13 protein-coding genes are annotated in these 17969 nt (G+C 69.7%); 9 read left to right on the forward strand and 4 right to left on the reverse strand.

Features of this window, described 5'->3' with window-relative positions:
- The first annotated feature begins 68 nt into the window (after positions 1–68).
- From ngcE to OG552_RS27930, 9 genes are all read left to right on the forward strand, one after another.
- Positions 69–1493 (forward strand): N-acetylglucosamine/diacetylchitobiose ABC transporter substrate-binding protein, encoded by a 1425-nt coding sequence (ngcE, locus tag OG552_RS27890; RefSeq protein ID WP_329137532.1) that lies wholly within the window; start codon positions 69–71, stop codon positions 1491–1493.
- 38 nt (positions 1494–1531) lie between these two features.
- A complete protein-coding gene (locus OG552_RS27895) occupies positions 1532–2458 on the forward strand; it encodes a carbohydrate ABC transporter permease (protein ID WP_329137534.1) in 927 nt (308 codons plus the stop codon).
- 10 nt (positions 2459–2468) lie between these two features.
- Entirely contained in the window at positions 2469–3389 is a 921-nt protein-coding gene (locus OG552_RS27900) for a carbohydrate ABC transporter permease (protein WP_329137536.1), read from the forward strand.
- A gap of 264 nt (positions 3390–3653) precedes the next feature.
- Positions 3654–4856, forward strand: a complete 1203-nt coding sequence (locus OG552_RS27905) for an ROK family transcriptional regulator (protein WP_329137537.1) — start codon at positions 3654–3656, stop codon at positions 4854–4856.
- 140 nt (positions 4857–4996) lie between these two features.
- Entirely contained in the window at positions 4997–6103 is a 1107-nt protein-coding gene (locus OG552_RS27910; protein WP_329137539.1) for a sugar ABC transporter substrate-binding protein, read from the forward strand.
- Between the two features lie 237 nt (positions 6104–6340).
- Complete coding sequence (locus OG552_RS27915; RefSeq protein WP_329137541.1) at positions 6341–7129, forward strand: ATP-binding cassette domain-containing protein; 789 nt, start codon at positions 6341–6343, stop codon at positions 7127–7129.
- Positions 7130–7146: 17 nt separating this feature from the next.
- Entirely contained in the window at positions 7147–8418 is a 1272-nt protein-coding gene (locus OG552_RS27920) for a sugar ABC transporter permease (RefSeq protein WP_329141191.1), read from the forward strand.
- A 230-nt stretch (positions 8419–8648) separates the two neighbouring features.
- Positions 8649–10586 carry a 1-deoxy-D-xylulose-5-phosphate synthase gene (gene dxs / locus OG552_RS27925; RefSeq protein ID WP_329141193.1) on the forward strand — a complete coding sequence of 646 codons (1938 nt, stop codon included), beginning with the start codon at positions 8649–8651 and terminating at the stop codon, positions 10584–10586.
- 178 nt (positions 10587–10764) lie between these two features.
- Positions 10765–11757, forward strand: a complete 993-nt coding sequence (locus tag OG552_RS27930; protein ID WP_329137543.1) for a DsbA family protein — start codon at positions 10765–10767, stop codon at positions 11755–11757.
- Positions 11758–11854: 97 nt separating this feature from the next.
- Here OG552_RS27930 and OG552_RS27935 read toward each other — a convergent pair whose 3' ends face one another.
- The 4 genes from OG552_RS27935 to OG552_RS27950 all read right to left on the reverse strand — a co-directional run bounded on the left by OG552_RS27935 (position 11855) and on the right by OG552_RS27950 (position 17594).
- Positions 11855–13978, reverse strand: coding sequence for a 3-hydroxyacyl-CoA dehydrogenase NAD-binding domain-containing protein (locus tag OG552_RS27935; protein ID WP_329137546.1), 2124 nt, complete (start codon positions 13976–13978; stop codon positions 11855–11857).
- Positions 13975–15195: a thiolase family protein gene (locus OG552_RS27940; RefSeq protein ID WP_329137548.1), complete on the reverse strand. Its 1221-nt coding sequence runs from the start codon at positions 15193–15195 to the stop codon at positions 13975–13977. Before OG552_RS27940 ends, OG552_RS27935 begins: the two co-directional genes overlap by 4 nt.
- Before the next feature lie 202 nt (positions 15196–15397).
- Positions 15398–16651 (reverse strand): ribonuclease D, encoded by a 1254-nt coding sequence (locus tag OG552_RS27945; RefSeq protein WP_329137550.1) that lies wholly within the window; start codon positions 16649–16651, stop codon positions 15398–15400.
- Positions 16652–16928: 277 nt separating this feature from the next.
- Positions 16929–17594: a response regulator transcription factor gene (locus tag OG552_RS27950; RefSeq protein WP_093738920.1), complete on the reverse strand. Its 666-nt coding sequence runs from the start codon at positions 17592–17594 to the stop codon at positions 16929–16931.
- Positions 17595–17969 lie beyond the last annotated feature (375 nt).

Here is a 17969-nt window from a genome sequence, read left to right on the forward strand (position 1 = left end):
CAACTGTTCGCGGTCGTCGGCGGATTCCGCTGCACCGCATGAGTCCTGTAGAAGGCGAGGACTTGAGCATGGGATCCGAACTCAATCGGCGCGACGCACTCAAGCGGGCCATGGCCATCGGACTGGTGGCGATTCCGTCCGCCTCCCTGCTGTCGGCGTGCGCGTCCGACAGCGGTGGTGACAAGCCGGCCAAGGCGGCCCCGACCGGTGCGAAGTCGGCGAACAACCCGCTGGGTGTGAAGAAGGGCGCGCCGCTGGAGGCGTTCATCTTCAAGGGCGGCTTCGGCGACGACTACGTCAAGGCCGCTGAGTCCGTTTACAACACCGAATACGGCATTTCGGTGAAGCACACCGGCACCCAGGGCCTCGGCCCGAAGCTGCAGCCGCGCTTCGCCAGCAACACCCCGCCGGACGTGATGGACAACTCCGGTGCCGACAACCTGGACACCGCGGCGCTCGCCAAGCAGGGCCAGCTGCTGGACCTGACCCCGCTGCTGGACGCGGCCACCGTCGACGACCCCAGCAAGAAGGTCCGCGACGTCCTGATCGCCGGCACCATCGAGCAGGGCCAGTTCGGCACCCAGGCCATGTACGCGCTGAACTACGCCTTCACCGTGTACGGCACCTGGTACTCCAACAAGCTCTTCCAGGACAAGGGCTGGGAGTACCCGAAGTCCTTCGACGAGATGATCACGCTGGCCGGCAAGATCAAGGCGGCCGGTATCGCGCCCTTCACGTACCCCGGCAAGTACCCCTATTACGTGCACTTCGACCTGCTGGCCCAGATCGGCAAGGTCGGCGGCAAGGACGTGCTCAACGCCATCGACGACCTTGAGGACGGCGCGTTCCAGGTGGACGCCGTCAAGCAGGTCATCGGCTACTACGAGGAACTGGCCGCCAAGAAGTACTTCCTGGCCGGTTCCGAGGGCATGACGCACATTCAGATGCAGACCGCGTGGACCAAGGGCAAGGCGGCCCTGGTGGCCAACGGCTCGTGGGTGGAGAACGAGGCCGCCCCGACCATGCCCAAGGACTTCGACCTCGCCGTCGGCCCGCTGATCGGCACCGGCGACAGCGACAAGCTGCCCTTCGGCACCCTGTACGCGGCGGCCGGTGAGCCGTACATCGTCTCGGCGCACGGCAAGAACCCGACCGGTGGCATGGAACTGCTGCGCATCATGCTCAGCAAGAAGCAGACGGACAACTTCACCAACACCACGAAGTCGCTCACCTGCGTCACCGGTGCCGCCGAAGGTCTGACCCTCACCCCGGGTCTGGCCTCCGCGAGCGCCGCGCTGAAGGCCGCTGGTCCGAACGTGCTGAACGCGCGTATCCAGGACTGGTACGTCAAGCTGAACCAGGAAACGATCGGTAACCTGACGGCTCAGCTGCTGACCGGCAAGCTCACCGCCGCGAAGTGGATCGAGGGCGCGCAGAAGGCTGCCGACGCCACCAAGAAAGACTCGTCCGTGCCGAAGTTCAAGCACGTCTGACGATTCCCCCGACGGCTGAGACGAGAGCGACCGGAGACATGCGACACGGCAAGTACCGGTTCATCATCGGCTTCCTGGCGGTCCCGCTGGCGTTGTACGGGGTCCTCGTGATCTCGCCCTTCGTCCAGGACTTCCAGATCTCGATGACGAACTGGAGCGGGTTGACACCCGAAAAGCACTGGGTCGGGCTGGCCAACTACCGGAAGATCATCCACGACGACCTCTTCTGGAAGGCGCTGTGGCACAACGTACTGTTGCTGCTCATCGTCCCTGTCGTGACGCTCGCTCTCGGTCTGTTCTTCGCCTTCATGCTGAATGTCGGCGGCCGGCGCAAAGGCAGCGCGTCGGTCGCCGGCGTCAGGGGAGCCGGGTTCTACAAGATCATCTACTTCTTCCCGCAGGTCCTGTCGGTCACCGTCATCGCGATCCTGTGGCAGCAGATCTACAACCCTGACCCGGAAGACGGTCTGCTCAACTCCCTGCTGGGGCACATCGGTCTGACGTCCCTTCAGCAGTCCTGGCTGGGTGATCCGTCGATCGCGCTGGCGTGCATCATGGCCGTGATGATCTGGGCGAACGTGGGCTTCTACGTCGTCCTGTTCTCGGCCGGCATGTCGTCCATCCCCGGCGAGATCTATGAGGCGTCGCTGCTGGACGGGGCGACCCGGCTGACCACCTTCTTCCGGATCACCCTGCCGCTGCTGCGCGACACGGTGGCCACCGGCTGGGTCTACATGGGCATCATCGCGATGGACGCCTTCGCCTATGTCCAGCTGATGTCGGTCAACAACGGCGGGCCGAACGAGACCACGGACGTCGTGCCGCTGCTGCTGTACAAGACGGCCTTCCGGGACAACAGCCAGTACGGTCTGGCGGCGGCGATGGGTGTCGCCATGCTGATCGTCACGCTGGTGTTCGCCGTACTGACCCTGCGGCTGTCGCGCCGCGAGCGTATCGAGTTCTAGGGGTGGCGCGATGACCGCAGAGACTTTTGAACCGACCGGCCCGGCCTCGGAGAAGACCGGGGCGCGGCCCAAGGCGAATGCCCGGTGGGGCTGGAAGCGCAGCGAGGGCCTGGTGCTCAACGCTTTCAGCCATGTGTTTCTCGTGGTGTGGGCGCTGATGGTCGGCGTGCCGCTGCTGTGGGCGCTGTGGAGTTCGTTCAAGACTTCGGGTGACATTCTCAGCCACCCGTGGTCGCTGCCGACCCACCTCCACTTCGAGAACTGGTCGCACGCCTGGTCCAAGGCGAACATGGGCCGCTACTTCATCAACACGGTGATCGTGGTCGGTTTCTCGACCGTCGGCACCATGCTGCTCGGTTCGATGGCGGCCTATGTGCTGGCCCGTTTCGAGTTCCCGCTGAACCGGCTGATCTACTTCCTGTTCGTCGGCGGCATGGCCTTCCCCGTGGTGATGGTGCTGGTCCCGCTCTTCTTCGTGACCAAGAATCTCGGGATCCTCAATACGCTGCCCGGCCTGATCCTGGTCTACATCGCGTATTCGCTGCCCTTCACCGTCTTCTTCATGACGTCGTTCTTCAAGACGCTGCCGACCTCGGTGGCGGAGGCGGCACTGGTCGACGGGGCCTCGCACACCCGCACCTTCTTCCAGATCATGGTGCCGATGGCGAAGCCGGGCATCATCAGCATCGGGATCTTCAACGTGCTCGGCCAGTGGAACCAGTACCTGCTGCCCCTGGTGCTCAACCAGGGCGACACCAGCAAGTGGGTCCTCACCCAGGGTCTGGCGGACCTCGCCGTCCAGCAGGGTTACCAGGGCGACTGGGGCGGCCTCTTCGCGGGGCTGTCCATCGCGATGATGCCCGTGCTGGCCGTCTATGTGGTCTTCCAGCGCCAGGTGCAGGCCGGCCTGACCGCCGGCGCCCTGAAGTAGTCCCCGCCCGCCGGTCGCCGTACCAGGGCTGACCAGGCCGAACGCCGTTACCAGCGGCTCCGCGCACCCGCGGGGCCGCTGCTCGGCGTTCCCGGCCGATTCGCGTAACGGTGTGGCTCTCCCCCTTGACGGGACATCACCCCAAACACTCAACTTAGAGTTCACATGTTGTAGACGACGGGGTCTCACTGGTGTGATGCCGGTGCGGTGCCGTCCGTGCGGGCAGTCGGAGCCGCCTCCGGCTGCCGGGCAGGAGTGGATGTCGTGGAGACTCCGGGATCGCAGTCATCGCTGCACCGGGCCAACCTGGAACGCGTCGTACGCGCCGTGCGGCTCGCCGGGTCGCTGACCCAGGCCGAGATCGCGCGGAGCACGGGGTTGTCGGCCGCGACGGTGTCCAACATCGTCCGCGAACTGCGGGACAACGGAACGGTGCAGGTCACGCCGACCTCCTCGGGGGGTCGGCGGGCGCGCAGCGTGGCGCTGTCCGGGGACGCCGGGATCGTCGTCGGGGTGGACTTCGGCCACTCGCACCTGCGGGTCGCGGTCGGCAACCTGGCCCACCAGGTGCTCGCCGAGCAGTCCGAGCCGATCGACGTGGACGCGTCCGCCTCGCAGGGCTTCGACCGGGCCGAGCAACTGGTGGCGCGGCTGGTGGAGTCGACCGGGATCAATCCGGAGAAAGTGCTCGGTGTCGGGCTCGGTGTGCCGGGCCCGATCGACGTGGAGTCCGGGACGCTCGGCTCCACCGCGATCCTCCCCGGCTGGAGCGGGATCAACCCCCGCCAGGAGCTGACCGACCGGCTCGGCGTCCCGGTCCAGGTGGACAACGACGCCAACCTCGGCGCGCTCGGCGAGCTGGTCTGGGGCGGCGGCCGCGGGGTCAGGGACCTCGCCTACATCAAGGTCGCCAGCGGGGTCGGCGCCGGCCTGGTGATAGACGGCCGGATCTACCGCGGACCCGGCGGCACGGCGGGCGAGATCGGTCACATCACGCTGGACGAGTCCGGCCCGGTCTGCCGCTGCGGCAACCGCGGCTGCCTGGAGACCTTCACCGCGGCGCGTTATGTACTCGAACTGCTCCGCGGCAGTCACGGGGACGGCGTCACCGTCCCCAAGATGGTGCAGCTGGCGCGCGAGGGCGACCCCGGCTGCCGCCGGGTGATCGGGGACGTGGGCCGGCACATCGGCATGGGTGTGGCCAGTCTCTGCAACATCCTGAACCCCAGCAGGATCGTGCTGGGCGGCGATCTGGCCGAGGCGGGGGAGCTGGTGCTGGGCCCGATAAGGGAATCGGTGTCACGCTACGCGATCCCCAGCGCCGCCCAGCGGCTGTCGGTGATGCCGGGCGCGCTCGGTGCCCGGGCGGAGGTTCTGGGGGCTCTCGCCCTGGTTCTGAGTGAGATGGGCGATTCGACACTTTTGGATGGTAATACCCCGGTTGATGAGCCCGCCTTTTCGGCATAACGGAGCGTTCACACAGCTAACGAAACGCGCCGTTGCCATCTCGTTAAGTGTTTACTTCTTGACGACACGGTGTCAGCCGGAGTTGACTCACGAGCACCTCGGCCGCGGTGTTGCGGCCCTGTCAGGGAGGCAACCTCAACATGAACGCAATGACGCGTCGCATCGCCGTCGGAACGGTAGCCGTTTCGATCGCGCTCACCATGGCCGCTTGTGGCAAGGCCGGTGACAACAAGTCGAGCGGCAGCTCGGACAGCAGCAGCTCTTCGGCCGGCGGCAAGTCCATCGGTCTGCTCCTGCCGGAGAACGCCACCACGCGGTACGAGAAGTTCGACCGCCCGCTGATCACCGCGAAGATCAAGGAACTCTGTGCCGACTGCTCGGTGCAGTACGACAACGCCGGCGCCGACCCGCAGAAGCAGGCGCAGCAGGTCAACACCATGATCACCAAGGGTGTCAAGGTGCTGATCGTCGACCCGCAGGACTCGGTCGGCATCAAGTCCTCCATCGAGGCCGCCGTCGCCAAGGGCATCAAGGTCGTCGCCTACGACCGCCTCGCCGAGGGCCCGATCTCCGCGTACGTCAGCTACGACAACGAGAAGATCGGTGAGCTCCAGGGCCAGGCGCTGCTGGACGCGATGGGGCCGAACGCCACCCCGAAGTCCAACATCGTCATGATCGACGGTGACCCGGCCGACCCGAACGCCGCGATGTTCAAGGCCGGCGCCCACAAGATCCTCGACAACAAGGTGAAGATCGCCTACGAGCAGTCGGGTCTGTGGAAGGACACGGTCGCCAACCAGAAGGTCACCGCGGCCATCACCCAGCTCGGCGCCAAGAACATCAAGGGCGTCTACTCGGCCAACGACGGTATGGCCGGCGGTATCGCCACCGCCCTCAAGGGCGCCGGCATCAACCCGCCGCTGACCGGCCAGGACGCCGAGCTCGCGGGCATCCAGCGGATCCTCGCCGGCACCCAGGCCGCGACCATCTACAAGCCGTACGCGCCTGAGGCCGAGGCCACCGCCGAGATCGCCGTCGACCTGCTCCAGGGCAAGGACTTCAGCTCCATCACGGAGACCAAGGCCACCAGCGCCTCCGGCCAGACCGTGCCGGCCCACCTGATCGGTGCGACCGCGGTCACCAAGGCGAACATCAAGGACACCGTGATCAAGGACGGTCTGTACACGATCCCGCAGATCTGCACCGCGGAGTTCGCGGCCGCCTGCAAGACCGCCGGCATCCAGTAACACCCGGAACACCCGGTAGCACCCTCCCGAAGAAGCCTGTCCGGCGCCCCGCCTCAACCAAACCACCCCGCTGCCGAGGCGGGGCGCCGGACGGAAACGGTTCTTCTGGGGCAGCAGTCCAGGGGGAACGGGCATACCCCTTCCCAGTTCCCCGTTCACCTTGTAATCCTGTGCTTTGTGCACTCCCTCCGCGGCTGTTCCAGGCGCGGCATCCCCGCCGGTCAGGCGGCGAAGGAGATGGTTCACGTGTCCGCTACGCCCGTGCTGGCGTTGCGCGGAGTCTCCAAGCGATTCGGTGCGGTTCAGGCCCTCACCGAAGTCGAGTTGGAGGTTCACCCCGGAGAAGTCGCCGCCCTTGTGGGCGACAACGGTGCCGGTAAGTCCACCCTGGTCAAGACGATCGCCGGGGTTCACCCCATCGACGAAGGCGTCATCGAGTGGGACGGCAGGCCGGTCACCATCAACCGGCCGCAGGACGCCCAGCAGCTCGGAATCGCCACCGTCTACCAGGACCTCGCCCTCTGCGACAACCTCGACGTGGTCGGCAACCTCTACCTCGGACGGGAGCTGCTCCGCTACGGCAGCCTCGACGAGGTCACGATGGAACAGCGCGCCCGCGAACTGCTCAACACCCTTTCCATCCGCATCCCCAGCGTGCGGATACCGATCGCCAGCCTCTCCGGTGGTCAGCGCCAGGTGGTCGCCATCGCCCGCGCACTGATCGGTGAGCCCAAGGTCGTCATCCTCGACGAGCCGACCGCCGCCCTCGGTGTCGAGCAGACCGCCCAGGTCCTCGACCTCGTCGAGCGGCTGCGCGAGCGCGGCCTCGGCGTGATCCTGATCAGCCACAACATGGCGGACGTCACCGCGGTCGCGGACACCGTCCACGTGCTGCGGCTGGGCCGCAACAACGGTGACTTCCCGGTGAAGACCACCACGAACGAGACGATCATCGCCGCGATCACCGGCGCCACGGACAACGCCGTGACCCGTCGGCTGGCGCGCAACGCGGAGGCGGCCAAGTGAGCAGCGACAAGAGCACCCTGGACACCTCGAAGACAACCGAAGAGGTGCCGCCGCCCGCCGTCCAGGCCATCGACCCGCGGCTGCTGGTCCGCGAACAGGGCTTCAAGGGCTACCTCACGGAGTTCCAGCGCCGCCTGAAGGGCGGTGAGCTCGGCTCCCTTCCGGTGGTCGTCGCCCTGATCGTCATCTGGGCGATCTTCCAGAGCAAGGACAGCCTCTTCCTCAGCTCCAGCAACATGGTGAACATCGCCTACTTCATGTCGGGCACCGGCATGCTCGCCATCGGCCTGGTGTTCGTCCTGCTGCTGGGTGAGATCGACCTCTCCGTCGCCTCGGTGAGCGGTCTGTCCTCAGCGCTCTTCGCGGTCTTCGCCACCACCCATGGGTGGAACAACTGGCTGGCCTTCCTGGTCACCGTCCTGATCGGCATCGGGATCGGCGCCTTCCACGGCTTCTTCTTCGCGAAGATCGGAGTGCCGGCCTTCGTCGTCACCCTGGCCGGCTTCCTCGGCTGGAACGGCCTGATGCTGTGGGTGCTGGGCGACACCGGTTCGCTGAGCATCGCGGACAAGGGCCCGCTGCACATCCTGGGCCAGCGCTCGTACTTCATGGACCAGTCCATCGCCGGCGCGTACATCCTGGCCACCATCGGGGTCGCCGCGATGCTGCTCGGCGGTCTGTACGACCAGGCCCGCCGCCGCAAGGCCGGGGTGCCCTTCCGGCCCACCAGCGAGATCCTGCTGCGCACCGTGGCACTGGCCGTGGTCGCGTACGTCGTGGCGTTCGTGCTCAACAAGTCCTCAGGCGTGCCCAACGCGCTGGTGATCTTCCTGGTCGCGCTGATCATCTGTGACTTCGTGCTGCGCCGCACCACCTTCGGCCGCAAGGTGTTCGCGCTCGGCGGCAGCGTCGAGGCGTCCCGCCGTGCCGGTATCAACGTCGACATGGTCCGTATCTCGGTCTTCGCCATCTCCGGCGGCTTCGCGGCCCTCGGCGGTCTGTTCCTGGCCGGCCAGACCTACACCGCGACCCTCCAGGCCGGTGGCGGCAACACCCTGATGCTCGCCATCGCCGCCGCCGTCATCGGTGGCACCAGCCTCTTCGGCGGCCGCGGCAACGTCTGGTCGGCGCTGCTCGGCATGCTGGTCATCCAGTCCATCCAGACCGGTCTCGACCTGCTCAACATGAACCAGTCGATCCAGTACATGATCACCGGCGCGGTCCTCCTCGCCGCCGTGGTCATCGACTCGGTCTCGCGCCGTACGCAGAAGACGTCCGGCCGGGCGTAACGCCCCCCGCGGCACCTTCGAGCACCACCCCGGACCGCCGGGCGGACCTGGACCTCCAGGCCCGCCCGGCGGTTTCGTACATACGCGCGCCCGCGGCAGGTATCAGGACCACTCGTGAGATACGTCGCACGGGTCGGCCGACGCGCCGGTAACCGGAACATTAGACTCGTCCGAAAGCCGGACCGGCCCAAGGCACCGGCGAGCGACAAGAGGAGGAACGGGTGGCAGCGCTGACCCGGCTGACCCGTATCAACGGACCCCGTGACCTCGACCGACTCGGCCAGCCCGAGCTGCTGGAGCTGGCCGGCGAGATCCGGTCCTTCCTCGTCGACGCGGTGTCCAAGACCGGCGGGCACCTCGGCCCCAACCTCGGGGTGGTCGAACTGACCATCGCACTGCACCGGGTGTTCCACTCGCCGAAGGACCGCATCCTCTTCGACACCGGGCACCAGGCGTACGTCCACAAGCTGCTGACCGGCCGCCAGGACTTCGGCCGGCTGAAGAGCAAGGGCGGCCTGTCCGGCTACCCCTCGCGCGCCGAGTCCGAGCACGACGTGATCGAGAACAGCCACGCCTCCACCGTGCTGGGCTGGGCCGACGGCCTGGCCAAGGCGAACGAACTGCTCGGCCGCGACGACCACGTCGCCGCCGTGATCGGCGACGGCGCGCTCACCGGCGGCATGGCCTGGGAGGCGCTGAACAACATCGCCGCCGCCAAGGACCGCCCGCTGGTCATCGTCGTCAACGACAACGAGTGGTCGTACTCCCCGACCATCGGCGGCCTGGCCAACCACCTCGCCACCCTGCGCACCACCGACGGCTACGAGCAGTTCCTCGCCCGCACCCGCGAGGTGCTGGAGCGCACCCCGCTGATCGGCCGGCCGCTCTACGAGACGCTGCACGGCGCCAAGAAGGGCCTGAAGGACTTCATCACCCCGCAGGGCATGTTCGAGGATCTGGGGCTGAAGTACGTCGGCCCGATCGACGGCCACGACATCGAGGCGGTCGAGTCCGCGCTGGAGCGCGCCAAGCGGTTCCGCGGCCCGGTCATCGTGCACTGCATCACCGAGAAGGGCCGCGGCTACCGCCCCGCCGAGCGCGACGAGACCGACCGCTTCCACGGCATCGGCCCGATCCACCCCGACACCGGCCTGCCCATCGCGGCGGCCGGCGCCGACTGGACCTCGGTCTTCGGCGACGAGATGCTCGAACTCGGCAAGGAGCGCGGCGACATCGTCGCCATCACCGCCGCCATGCTGCACCCGGTGGGCCTCACCAAGTTCGCCGCCGCCTTCCCCGACCGGGTCTACGACGTCGGTATCGCAGAGCAGCACGCCGCGACCTCCGCGGCGGGGCTGGCCACCGGTGGCCTGCACCCGGTGGTCGCGGTCTACGCGACCTTCCTCAACCGGGCCTTCGACCAGGTGCTGATGGATGTCGCGCTGCACAAGTGCGGCGTCACCTTCGTGCTCGACCGCGCCGGGGTCACCGGCAGCGACGGCGCCTCGCACAACGGCATGTGGGACATGTCGATCCTGCAGGTGGTGCCCGGCCTGCGGATCGCCGCCCCGCGCGACGCCGACCAGGTGCGTGCCCAGCTCCGCGAGGCGGTGGCGGTCGCCGACGCGCCGACCGTGGTGCGCTACTCGAAGGGCGCCGTCGGCCCCGCGGTCGCCGCGGTCGGCCGGATCGGCGGCATGGACCTGCTGCGTGCCCCCGCGGACGGCGCCGAGCGCCCCGACGTCCTGCTGGTGTCGGTCGGCGCGCTCGCCCCGATGTGCCTGGAGATCGCCGGGCTGCTGGACGCCCAGGGCATCACCAGCACCGTGGTCGACCCGCGCTGGGTCAAGCCGGTCGACCCGGAGCTGCCCGGGCTCGCCGCGCGGCACCGCGTGGTGGTCACCGTCGAGGACAACGGCCGGGTCGGCGGCGTCGGTTCCACCATCGCCCAGGCGCTGCGCGACGCGGACGTGGACGTGCCGCTGCGGGACTTCGGCATCCCGCAGGAGTTCCTCGGGCACGGCTCCCGCAAGGACGTGATGGCCGGTATCGGTCTGACCGCCCCGGACATCGCCCGCCAGGTGACCGGTCTGGTCGCCACCATCGGCGGCCGGTTCGCCGACGAGGCCGAGGCGCCCGAGACCGCCGGCGAGAGCGCCCGCGACTGAGCGAGCGTCGCCCGGGCCGGGCGAGGGCCTGCCGGCCCTCCAGACCCCTCTCCCGGCCCGTGACGGCGTGCTCCTGGCCCTCATGGGCCGGCAGGTGGGGGCCCGGCTTCGTGGAACCGCCGTGACCGGTGGTAGAAATGCGCGGAGAGCTGTGCGGGATGATCGAGGTGGCGTAGTCATGACGGAGTCCAAGGGACCCGACAAGCAGGACAGTACGGCGGTCCCTGGCAAGAAGAAGCGCGGCAGCCGGATAAGGCGCCTGCGGCCCTACGCGTTCGCCGTGGTGACGATGGCCGTGGTGTTCGGTATCTCCGCGGTGATCGGCGCGCACGTCCGCGCGGGCAAGCAGGAGAAGGTCAGCGGACCGGCGAACGCGGTCGGTCCCGCGGTGGTGCCCACCGGGCCGGCCGACTCCGCGTCGCCCACCGCCACCCCGGCCGGCCCCAAGCTCGATGTGCCGGTGCACCCGTCGGTCCCGGTCACCGTGACCATCTACGAGGACCTGCGCAGCCCGGAGTCGAAGGCGTTCGCCGACACGTACCGGCCGGTCCTCGACCAGCTGCTGAGCACCGGTCAGATGCAGCTGCACTACCGGCTGGTCACCGCCTCCGACAAGAAGTACGGCGGCACCGGCTCACTGGACGCGGCCAACGCGGCGGCGTGCGCGCAGGACCAGGGGCGGTTCCCCGAGTTCGTCGACGCCCTCTTCGCGTACCAGCCCGACCCGCAGTCCGGCACGCTCTCCCAGGAGAGCTTCCTGAAGCGGACGGCGGAGCGGGCCGGCAAGATCACGATGGGCAAGTTCGAGCCCTGCGTGGAGGAGGCCGACCACCTCGGCTGGGTGAAGAAGTCGCAGAGCCAGTACGCGGCCTCCGGACTCGGCGCGGTGCCGGTGGTGCAGATCGACGACACCACGATCAAGAACGTGGCGCACGACCTGACCCCGGGCAAGCTGCACTCGAAGGTGCTGGCCGAGGCGAAGCGCGTGATCGCGCTGGAGAAGGCGGCCGCCGACGCGTCGGCGAGCGCGACGCCCTCCGCCTCACCGAGCGCGACGCCCCGCCGGACGCCGAGCGGTACGCCCTCGGACACGCCGAGCGACTCCTCCACGGACACGCCGACCGATTCCGCCACCGGGACTCCCACGGACGGGTTCACGGCCACCGGCTGACACCGCGTCGATCCACCGCCGGGCGCGGCCCGGCGGCGGACATGGGTGTGGGCCCGGCGCGGTGCGCCGGGCCCACACCCATGGGGGATCGGGGGAACTACGCCGGGACGCTCGCCACGCCCGGCTCCAGGAACCGCTTGCCGTTCACCCGCTCGGAGATGCCCTCACGGTCCAGGTACGGCGTGATGCCGCCCAGGTGGAAGGGCCAGCCGGCGCCGGTGATCAGGCACAGGTCGATGTCCTGGGCCTCGGCGACGACACCCTCGTCCAGCATCAGACCGATCTCCTGGGCGACCGCTTCGAGCACCCGGGTCCGCACCTGGTCCTCCGTCAGCACGGTGTCACCCTGCTGCAGCAGCGCCGCGACCTCGGGGTCCAGCTCGGGCTTCCCCGACTCGTAGACGTAGAAGCCGCGCTTGCCCGCCTTGACCACGGCCGCGAGGTTCGGCGACACGGTGAAGCGGTCGGGGAAGGCCGCGTGCAGCGTCTCCGAGACGTGCAGGCCGATCGCCGGGCCGACCAGCTCCAGCAGCACCAGCGGTGACATCGGCAGCCCCAGCGGCTCGATCGCCTTCTCGGCGACCGGCACCGGGGTGCCCTCGTCGATGACGGTCTGGATCTCGCCCATGAAGCGGGTCAGGATGCGGTTGACCACGAACGCCGGGGCGTCCTTCACCAGCACCGCGGTCTTCTTCAGCTTCCTGGCGACCGCGAACGCGGTGGCCAGCGACGCGTCGTCGGTGGTCTCGCCGCGGCCGATCTCCAGCAGCGGGAGCACCGCCACCGGGTTGAAGAAGTGGAAGCCGACGACCCGCTCCGGGTGCTCCAGCTTCGCGGCCATCTCGGAGACCGACAGCGAGGAGGTGTTGGTGGCCAGGATCGTGTCCGGCCGCACCACCGCCTCCAGCTCCGCGAAGACCTGCTGCTTGACGCCCAGCTCCTCGAAGACCGCCTCGATCACGAAGTCCGCGTCACCGAACGCGGTGGCCTTGTCGAGGTGACCGGTGACCAGGGCCTTGAGCCGGTTGGCCTTGTCCTGGCCGAGGCGGCCCCTGGCAAGCAGCTTGTCGATCTCACCGTGGACGTACCCGACGCCCTTGTCGATGCGCTCCTGGTCGATGTCGGTCAGCACCACCGGCACTTCCAGCCGGCGGGCGAAGAGCAGCGCCAGCTGCGAGGCCATCAGACCCGCGCCCACCACGCCGACCTTCGACACCGGGCGGGCCAGCGCCTTGTCCGGCGCGCCGGCCGGGCGCTTGCCGCGCCGCTGCACCAGGTTGAACGCGTAGATGCCGCTGCGCAGTTCGCCGCCCATGATGAGGTCGGCCAGCGCGGTGTCCTCGGCGTCGAAGCCGTGCCGCAGGTCGCCGTTCTTCGCCGCGGCGATGATCTCCAGCGCGCGGTAGGCGGCCGGGGCCGCGCCGTGCACCTTGCTGTCGGCGATGGCCCGGCCGCGCGCGACCGCCTGCTCCCATGCCTCGCCGCGGTCCACCTCAGGGCGGATCACCTCAAGCTCGCCCTTGAGCACGGCCGCGGTCCAGGCCAGCGACTGCTCCAGGAAGTCCGCTGCCTCGAAGAGGGCGTCGGCGATGCCGAGTTCGCGTACCTGGGCGCCCTTGAGCTGGCGGTTCTGGTTGAGCGAGTTCTCGATGATGACGGTGACCGCGCGGTCGGCGCCGATCAGGTTCGGCAGCAGGGTGCAGCCGCCCCAGCCGGGCACCAGACCGAGGAAGACCTCGGGCAGCGAGAAGGCCGGCACCGAGGCGGAGACGGTGCGGTACGAGCAGTGCAGGCCGATCTCGACGCCGCCGCCCATCGCGGCGCCGTTGTAGTACGCGAAGGTCGGCACGGCCAGCGACTGGAGCCGCTTGAAGACGTCGTGGCCGCCCTTGCCGATGGCCAGCGCGTCCTCGTGGCTCTTGAGCAGCTCCACGCCCTTGAGGTCGGCGCCGACCGCGAAGATGAACGGCTTGCCGGTGATGCCGACGCCGGTGATGGCGCCGTCCGCGGCCTCCTTGTGCACCTGGTCGATGGCGGCGTCGAGGTTCGCCAGCGACTGGGGGCCGAAGGTGGTCGGCTTGGTGTGGTCCAGGCCGTTGTCCAGGGTGATCAGCGCGAACCGGCCCGCGCCCGGCAGGTCCAGGTGCCGTACCTGGGCCTGGGTGACGACCTCGCCGGGAAACAGCTCGGCCGCGCTCTTCAGCAGTTCAGCGGTGCTCACTTGGTGCCTCCGTCGAAGTGCGGGTTCTCCCAGACGACCGTGCCGCCCATGCCGAAGCCGACGCACATGGTGGTGATGCCGTAGCGGACGTGCGGCTGCTCCTCGAACTGCCGGGCCAGCTGCGTCATCAGCCGCACCCCGGAGGAGGCCAGCGGGTGGCCGTAGGCGATGGCGCCGCCGTACTGGTTGACCCGCGGGTCGTCGTCGGCGATGCCGTAGTGGTCCAGCAGCGACAGCACCTGGACGGCGAACGCCTCGTTCACCTCCAGCAGGCCGATGTCATCCATCGTCAGCCCGGCCTTGGCGAGGGCCTTCTCGGTGGCCGGGATCGGGCCGATGCCCATCACCTCCGGCTCGACGCCCGCGAAGGCGTACGACACCAGGCGCATCCTGACCGGCAGGCCCAGCTCCTCGGCGACGTCCTCGGCGGCCAGCAGCGAGGCGGTGGCGCCGTCGTTGAGGCCGGCCGCGTTGCCCGCGGTGACCCGGCCGTGCGGGCGGAACGGGGTCTTCAGTCCGGCCAGCTGCTCCAGGGTGGTGCCCGGGCGCATCGGCTCGTCGGCGGTGGCCAGGCCCCAGCCGGTCTCCCCTGCCTCCGGGGTGGTGCGGCGGATCGCGATCGGCACCAGGTCCTGCTGGATCCGGCCGTTCGCGTACGCCTTCGCGGCCTTCTCCTGGCTGCGCACGGCGAACTCGTCGGAGCGCTGCTTGGTCAGCTGCGGGAAGCGGTCGTGCAGGTTCTCCGCGGTCATGCCCATGAACATCGCGGACTCGTCGACCAGCTTCTCGGAGACGAACCGCGGGTTCGGGTCGACGCCCTCGCCCATCGGGTGCCGGCCCATGTGCTCGACGCCGCCCGCGACCACCACGTCGTACGCGCCGAAGGCGATGCCGCCGGCCGTGGTGGTCACCGCGGTCATCGCGCCCGCGCACATCCGGTCGATGGAGAAGCCGGGCACCGTGGTGGGCAGCCCGGCGAGGATGCCCGCGGTACGTCCCAGGGTCAGCCCCTGGTCGCCGATCTGCGTGGTGGCGGCGACCGCGACCTCGTCGATACGGGCCGGGTCGAGATCCGGGTTGCGGCGCAGCAGCTCCCGGATGCACTTGATCACCAGATCGTCGGCCCGGGTCTCGTGGTACATGCCCTTCGGGCCCGCTTTTCCGAACGGGGTGCGGACGCCGTCGACGAAGACGACATCCCTCACGTTACGAGGCACGATGGCTCTCCCTCTTTTATGTGTTCGCTCGTCTCCGGCGCTTCGACCCGGTGCCGGCGTCCGCGTGCCCGCTCACCGGCGAACCGCCGGGCGCGGGCGTCCGCCGGGAAGCGAGCGCGGGTCCGGAGGCCATGCTACTCGTCGGTAACCGAGGCGCACAGCCCCACTCGCGGAAGCGGCGCAGGTCACATCAGAAGGTAGGTTACCCGGGGTTACTCGGAGCCGGGCGGGCGGCCAGCGCGGCGGGGAGCAGGGGCGTGATCAAGGTGGTCTGCCAGTGCCGGGCGCCCAGCGCGGTGAGGGTGGAGGCGATGACCTCGGGGGAGAGGTCGGAGGGCGGCGCCCAGCACAGCCGCCGGATGGTGTCCGGCGAGACCAGGTTCTCCTGCGGGAGGTTCAGCTCCTCGGCGAGGGCCGAGACGGCGGCCCGGGCCGCGGAGAGCCGGGCCGCGGCGGCCGGGTCCTTGTCGGCCCAGGCGCGCGGCGGCGGGGGACCGGTGTACGCGGCGGCCGGCTGCGGCAGTTCCCGCTCGGGCAGCGCCCTGGCCCGGTCGATCGCGGCCTGCCACTGCTCCAGCTGGCGGCGGCCCATCCGGTGGCCGAAGCCGGGCAGCGCGGCGAGCGCGTGCACATTCGGCGGGTTCTCCAGCGCGGCGGTGACGATCGCCGCGTCGGTCAGCACCCGGCCCGGCGACACGTCCCGCTCCCGGGCGGTGCGGTCCCTGGCCAGCCACAGCTCACGCACCACGCCGATCTGCCGCCGGCGCCGCACCTTGTGCATCCCGGAGGTACGCCGCCAGGGGTCGACCCGGGGCGCGGGCGGCGGGGCCGCGGCGATGGCCGCGAACTCCTCCAGCGCCCACTCCAGCTTGCCCTGGGTGCGCAGCTCCTCCTCCAGCGCGTCCCGCAGATCGACCAGCAGCTCGACGTCGAGCGCGGCGTACCGCAGCCACGGGTCGGGCAGCGGGCGGGTCGACCAGTCGACCGCGGAGTGCCCCTTCTCCAGGGCGAAGCCGAGCACATTCTCCACCATGGCGCCCAGGCCGACCCGGGCGAAGCCGGCCAGCCGGCCGGCCAGTTCGGTGTCGAAGAGCACGCTGGGGCGCATGCCCAGCTCGTCCAGGCACGGCAGGTCCTGGGTGGCGGCGTGCAGCACCCACTCGGTGTCGGCCAGGGCGTCGCCCAGCGCGGACAGGTCGGGGCATCCGACGGGGTCGATCAGCGCGGTCCCCGCTCCGGTGCGGCGCAGTTGGACCAGATAGGCCCGCTGCCCGTAGCGGTAGCCGGACGCGCGCTCGGCATCGACGGCGACCGGACCGGAGCCCGCGGCGAAGGCCGCGACAACACTTTCGAGCGCCTCCGGGCTGGCGGTCACCGGCGGGATGCCCTCGCGCGGATCCAGCAGCGGGACCGGCGCCGCGGTTGTCTGGGTTGCGGTCTCTCTCGCGTCGGTCACCTGTCAAGGGTAGCCGGGTAGGGCCTGACCGATGGTTCTACGCCGCGACGCCGCGTAGAACCATCGGCCACACCTCCGGACGGGGGCCGCCGGCGCATGCGGAACGCCCGCCGGCGGAACGTTCCGCCGACGGGCGTGGGCCGGCCCCGGGGACCGGTGGGCCGCGGGGGTGCCGGCGGGTGCCGGTGTACCGGGGACCGGTGCGTACGGGCGGGGCGGGTGCGTATCGGAGGCCGGTGGGCCCGCGGCCCGGCGGGCGCCAGGGGCTTTCGCGCCTTCAGTGGATGATGCCGGTACGCAGGGCCACCGCCACCATGCCGGCCCGGTCGCCGGTGCCCAGCTTGCGGGCGATCCGGGCCAGGTGGCTCTTGACGGTCAGCGCGGACAGGCCCATGGACACGCCGATCGCCTTGTTGGACTGGCCCTCCGCGACCAGCCGGAGCACCTCGACCTCGCGGCCGGAGAGCTCCCGGTAACCGCCCGGGTGACCGGGCGCCCCCGGCGGGCGGCGCTGCATACGGGCCGCGGTGGCGCCCAGCGGGGCGAGACCTGGTCGGCCGGCCAGCGAGCCGGGGCTGTTGCGGGTGCCGGTCACGACGTAACCCTTGACGCCGCCGGCCAGTGCGTTGCGCACCGCGCCGATGTCGTCGGCGGCGGAGAGCGCGAGGCCGTTGGGCCAGCCCGCGGCGCGGGTCTCGGCCAGCAGAGTCAGGCCGGAGCCGTCGGGCAGATGGACGTCGGCGACGCAGATGTCGCGGGGATTACCGACCCGGGGCCTGGCCTCGGCGATGGACGAGGCCTCGATCACGTCACGGACCCCGAGCGCCCACAGGTGCCGGGTGACAGTGGAGCGGACGCGGGGGTCGGCCACGACGACCATGGCCGTCGGCTTGCTGGGACGGTAGGCGACCAGGCTCGTGGGCTGCTCGAGAAGAACGGACACCGGGCCTCCTGTGGCAAAGGGGACTGAAACGGTCACAGTCTCCTTCGGCAGCAATTGCTCCGGCCTTTAGGGAAAGATCACGATTTATTGAGTATCAATTCCGGCAAATCGGACGGCCGATCGAACGGACGGACTGTCAGGGCACGAATGTGCGCGGCTTTTCACGCCCTGCGGCGCGCCCCCTTGCGCCCAACGCGCCGGGAGGTACGGATCTCCCGGCGACCACGCGGTGCCTGTTGCTGCCGGTTTACGGCCTGATCCGGCCTGATCCGACCGTGAAACGGGCCGGGGACGGGCCCCGGACCGGCCGAAGACCGGCTCCGCAGTGCCACCGGCCGGCCGCAGGACCGGCCCCCGAGCGGCCTCCTCTGAAAG

It is taken from the genome of Streptomyces sp. NBC_01476 (assembly GCF_036227265.1).
GTDB lineage: Bacteria > Actinomycetota > Actinomycetes > Streptomycetales > Streptomycetaceae > Actinacidiphila.

Coding starts and splice junctions, on each gene's coding strand:
- OG552_RS27930 (WP_329137543.1), top strand. CDS start 10,765: ATGACGGAGTCCAAGGGACCCGACAAGCAGGACAGTACGGCGGTCCCT.
- OG552_RS27915 (WP_329137541.1), top strand. CDS start 6,341: ATGGTTCACGTGTCCGCTACGCCCGTGCTGGCGTTGCGCGGAGTCTCC.
- OG552_RS27900 (WP_329137536.1), top strand. CDS start 2,469: ATGACCGCAGAGACTTTTGAACCGACCGGCCCGGCCTCGGAGAAGACC.
- OG552_RS27895 (WP_329137534.1), top strand. CDS start 1,532: ATGCGACACGGCAAGTACCGGTTCATCATCGGCTTCCTGGCGGTCCCG.
- ngcE (WP_329137532.1), top strand. CDS start 69: ATGGGATCCGAACTCAATCGGCGCGACGCACTCAAGCGGGCCATGGCC.
- OG552_RS27910 (WP_329137539.1), top strand. CDS start 4,997: ATGAACGCAATGACGCGTCGCATCGCCGTCGGAACGGTAGCCGTTTCG.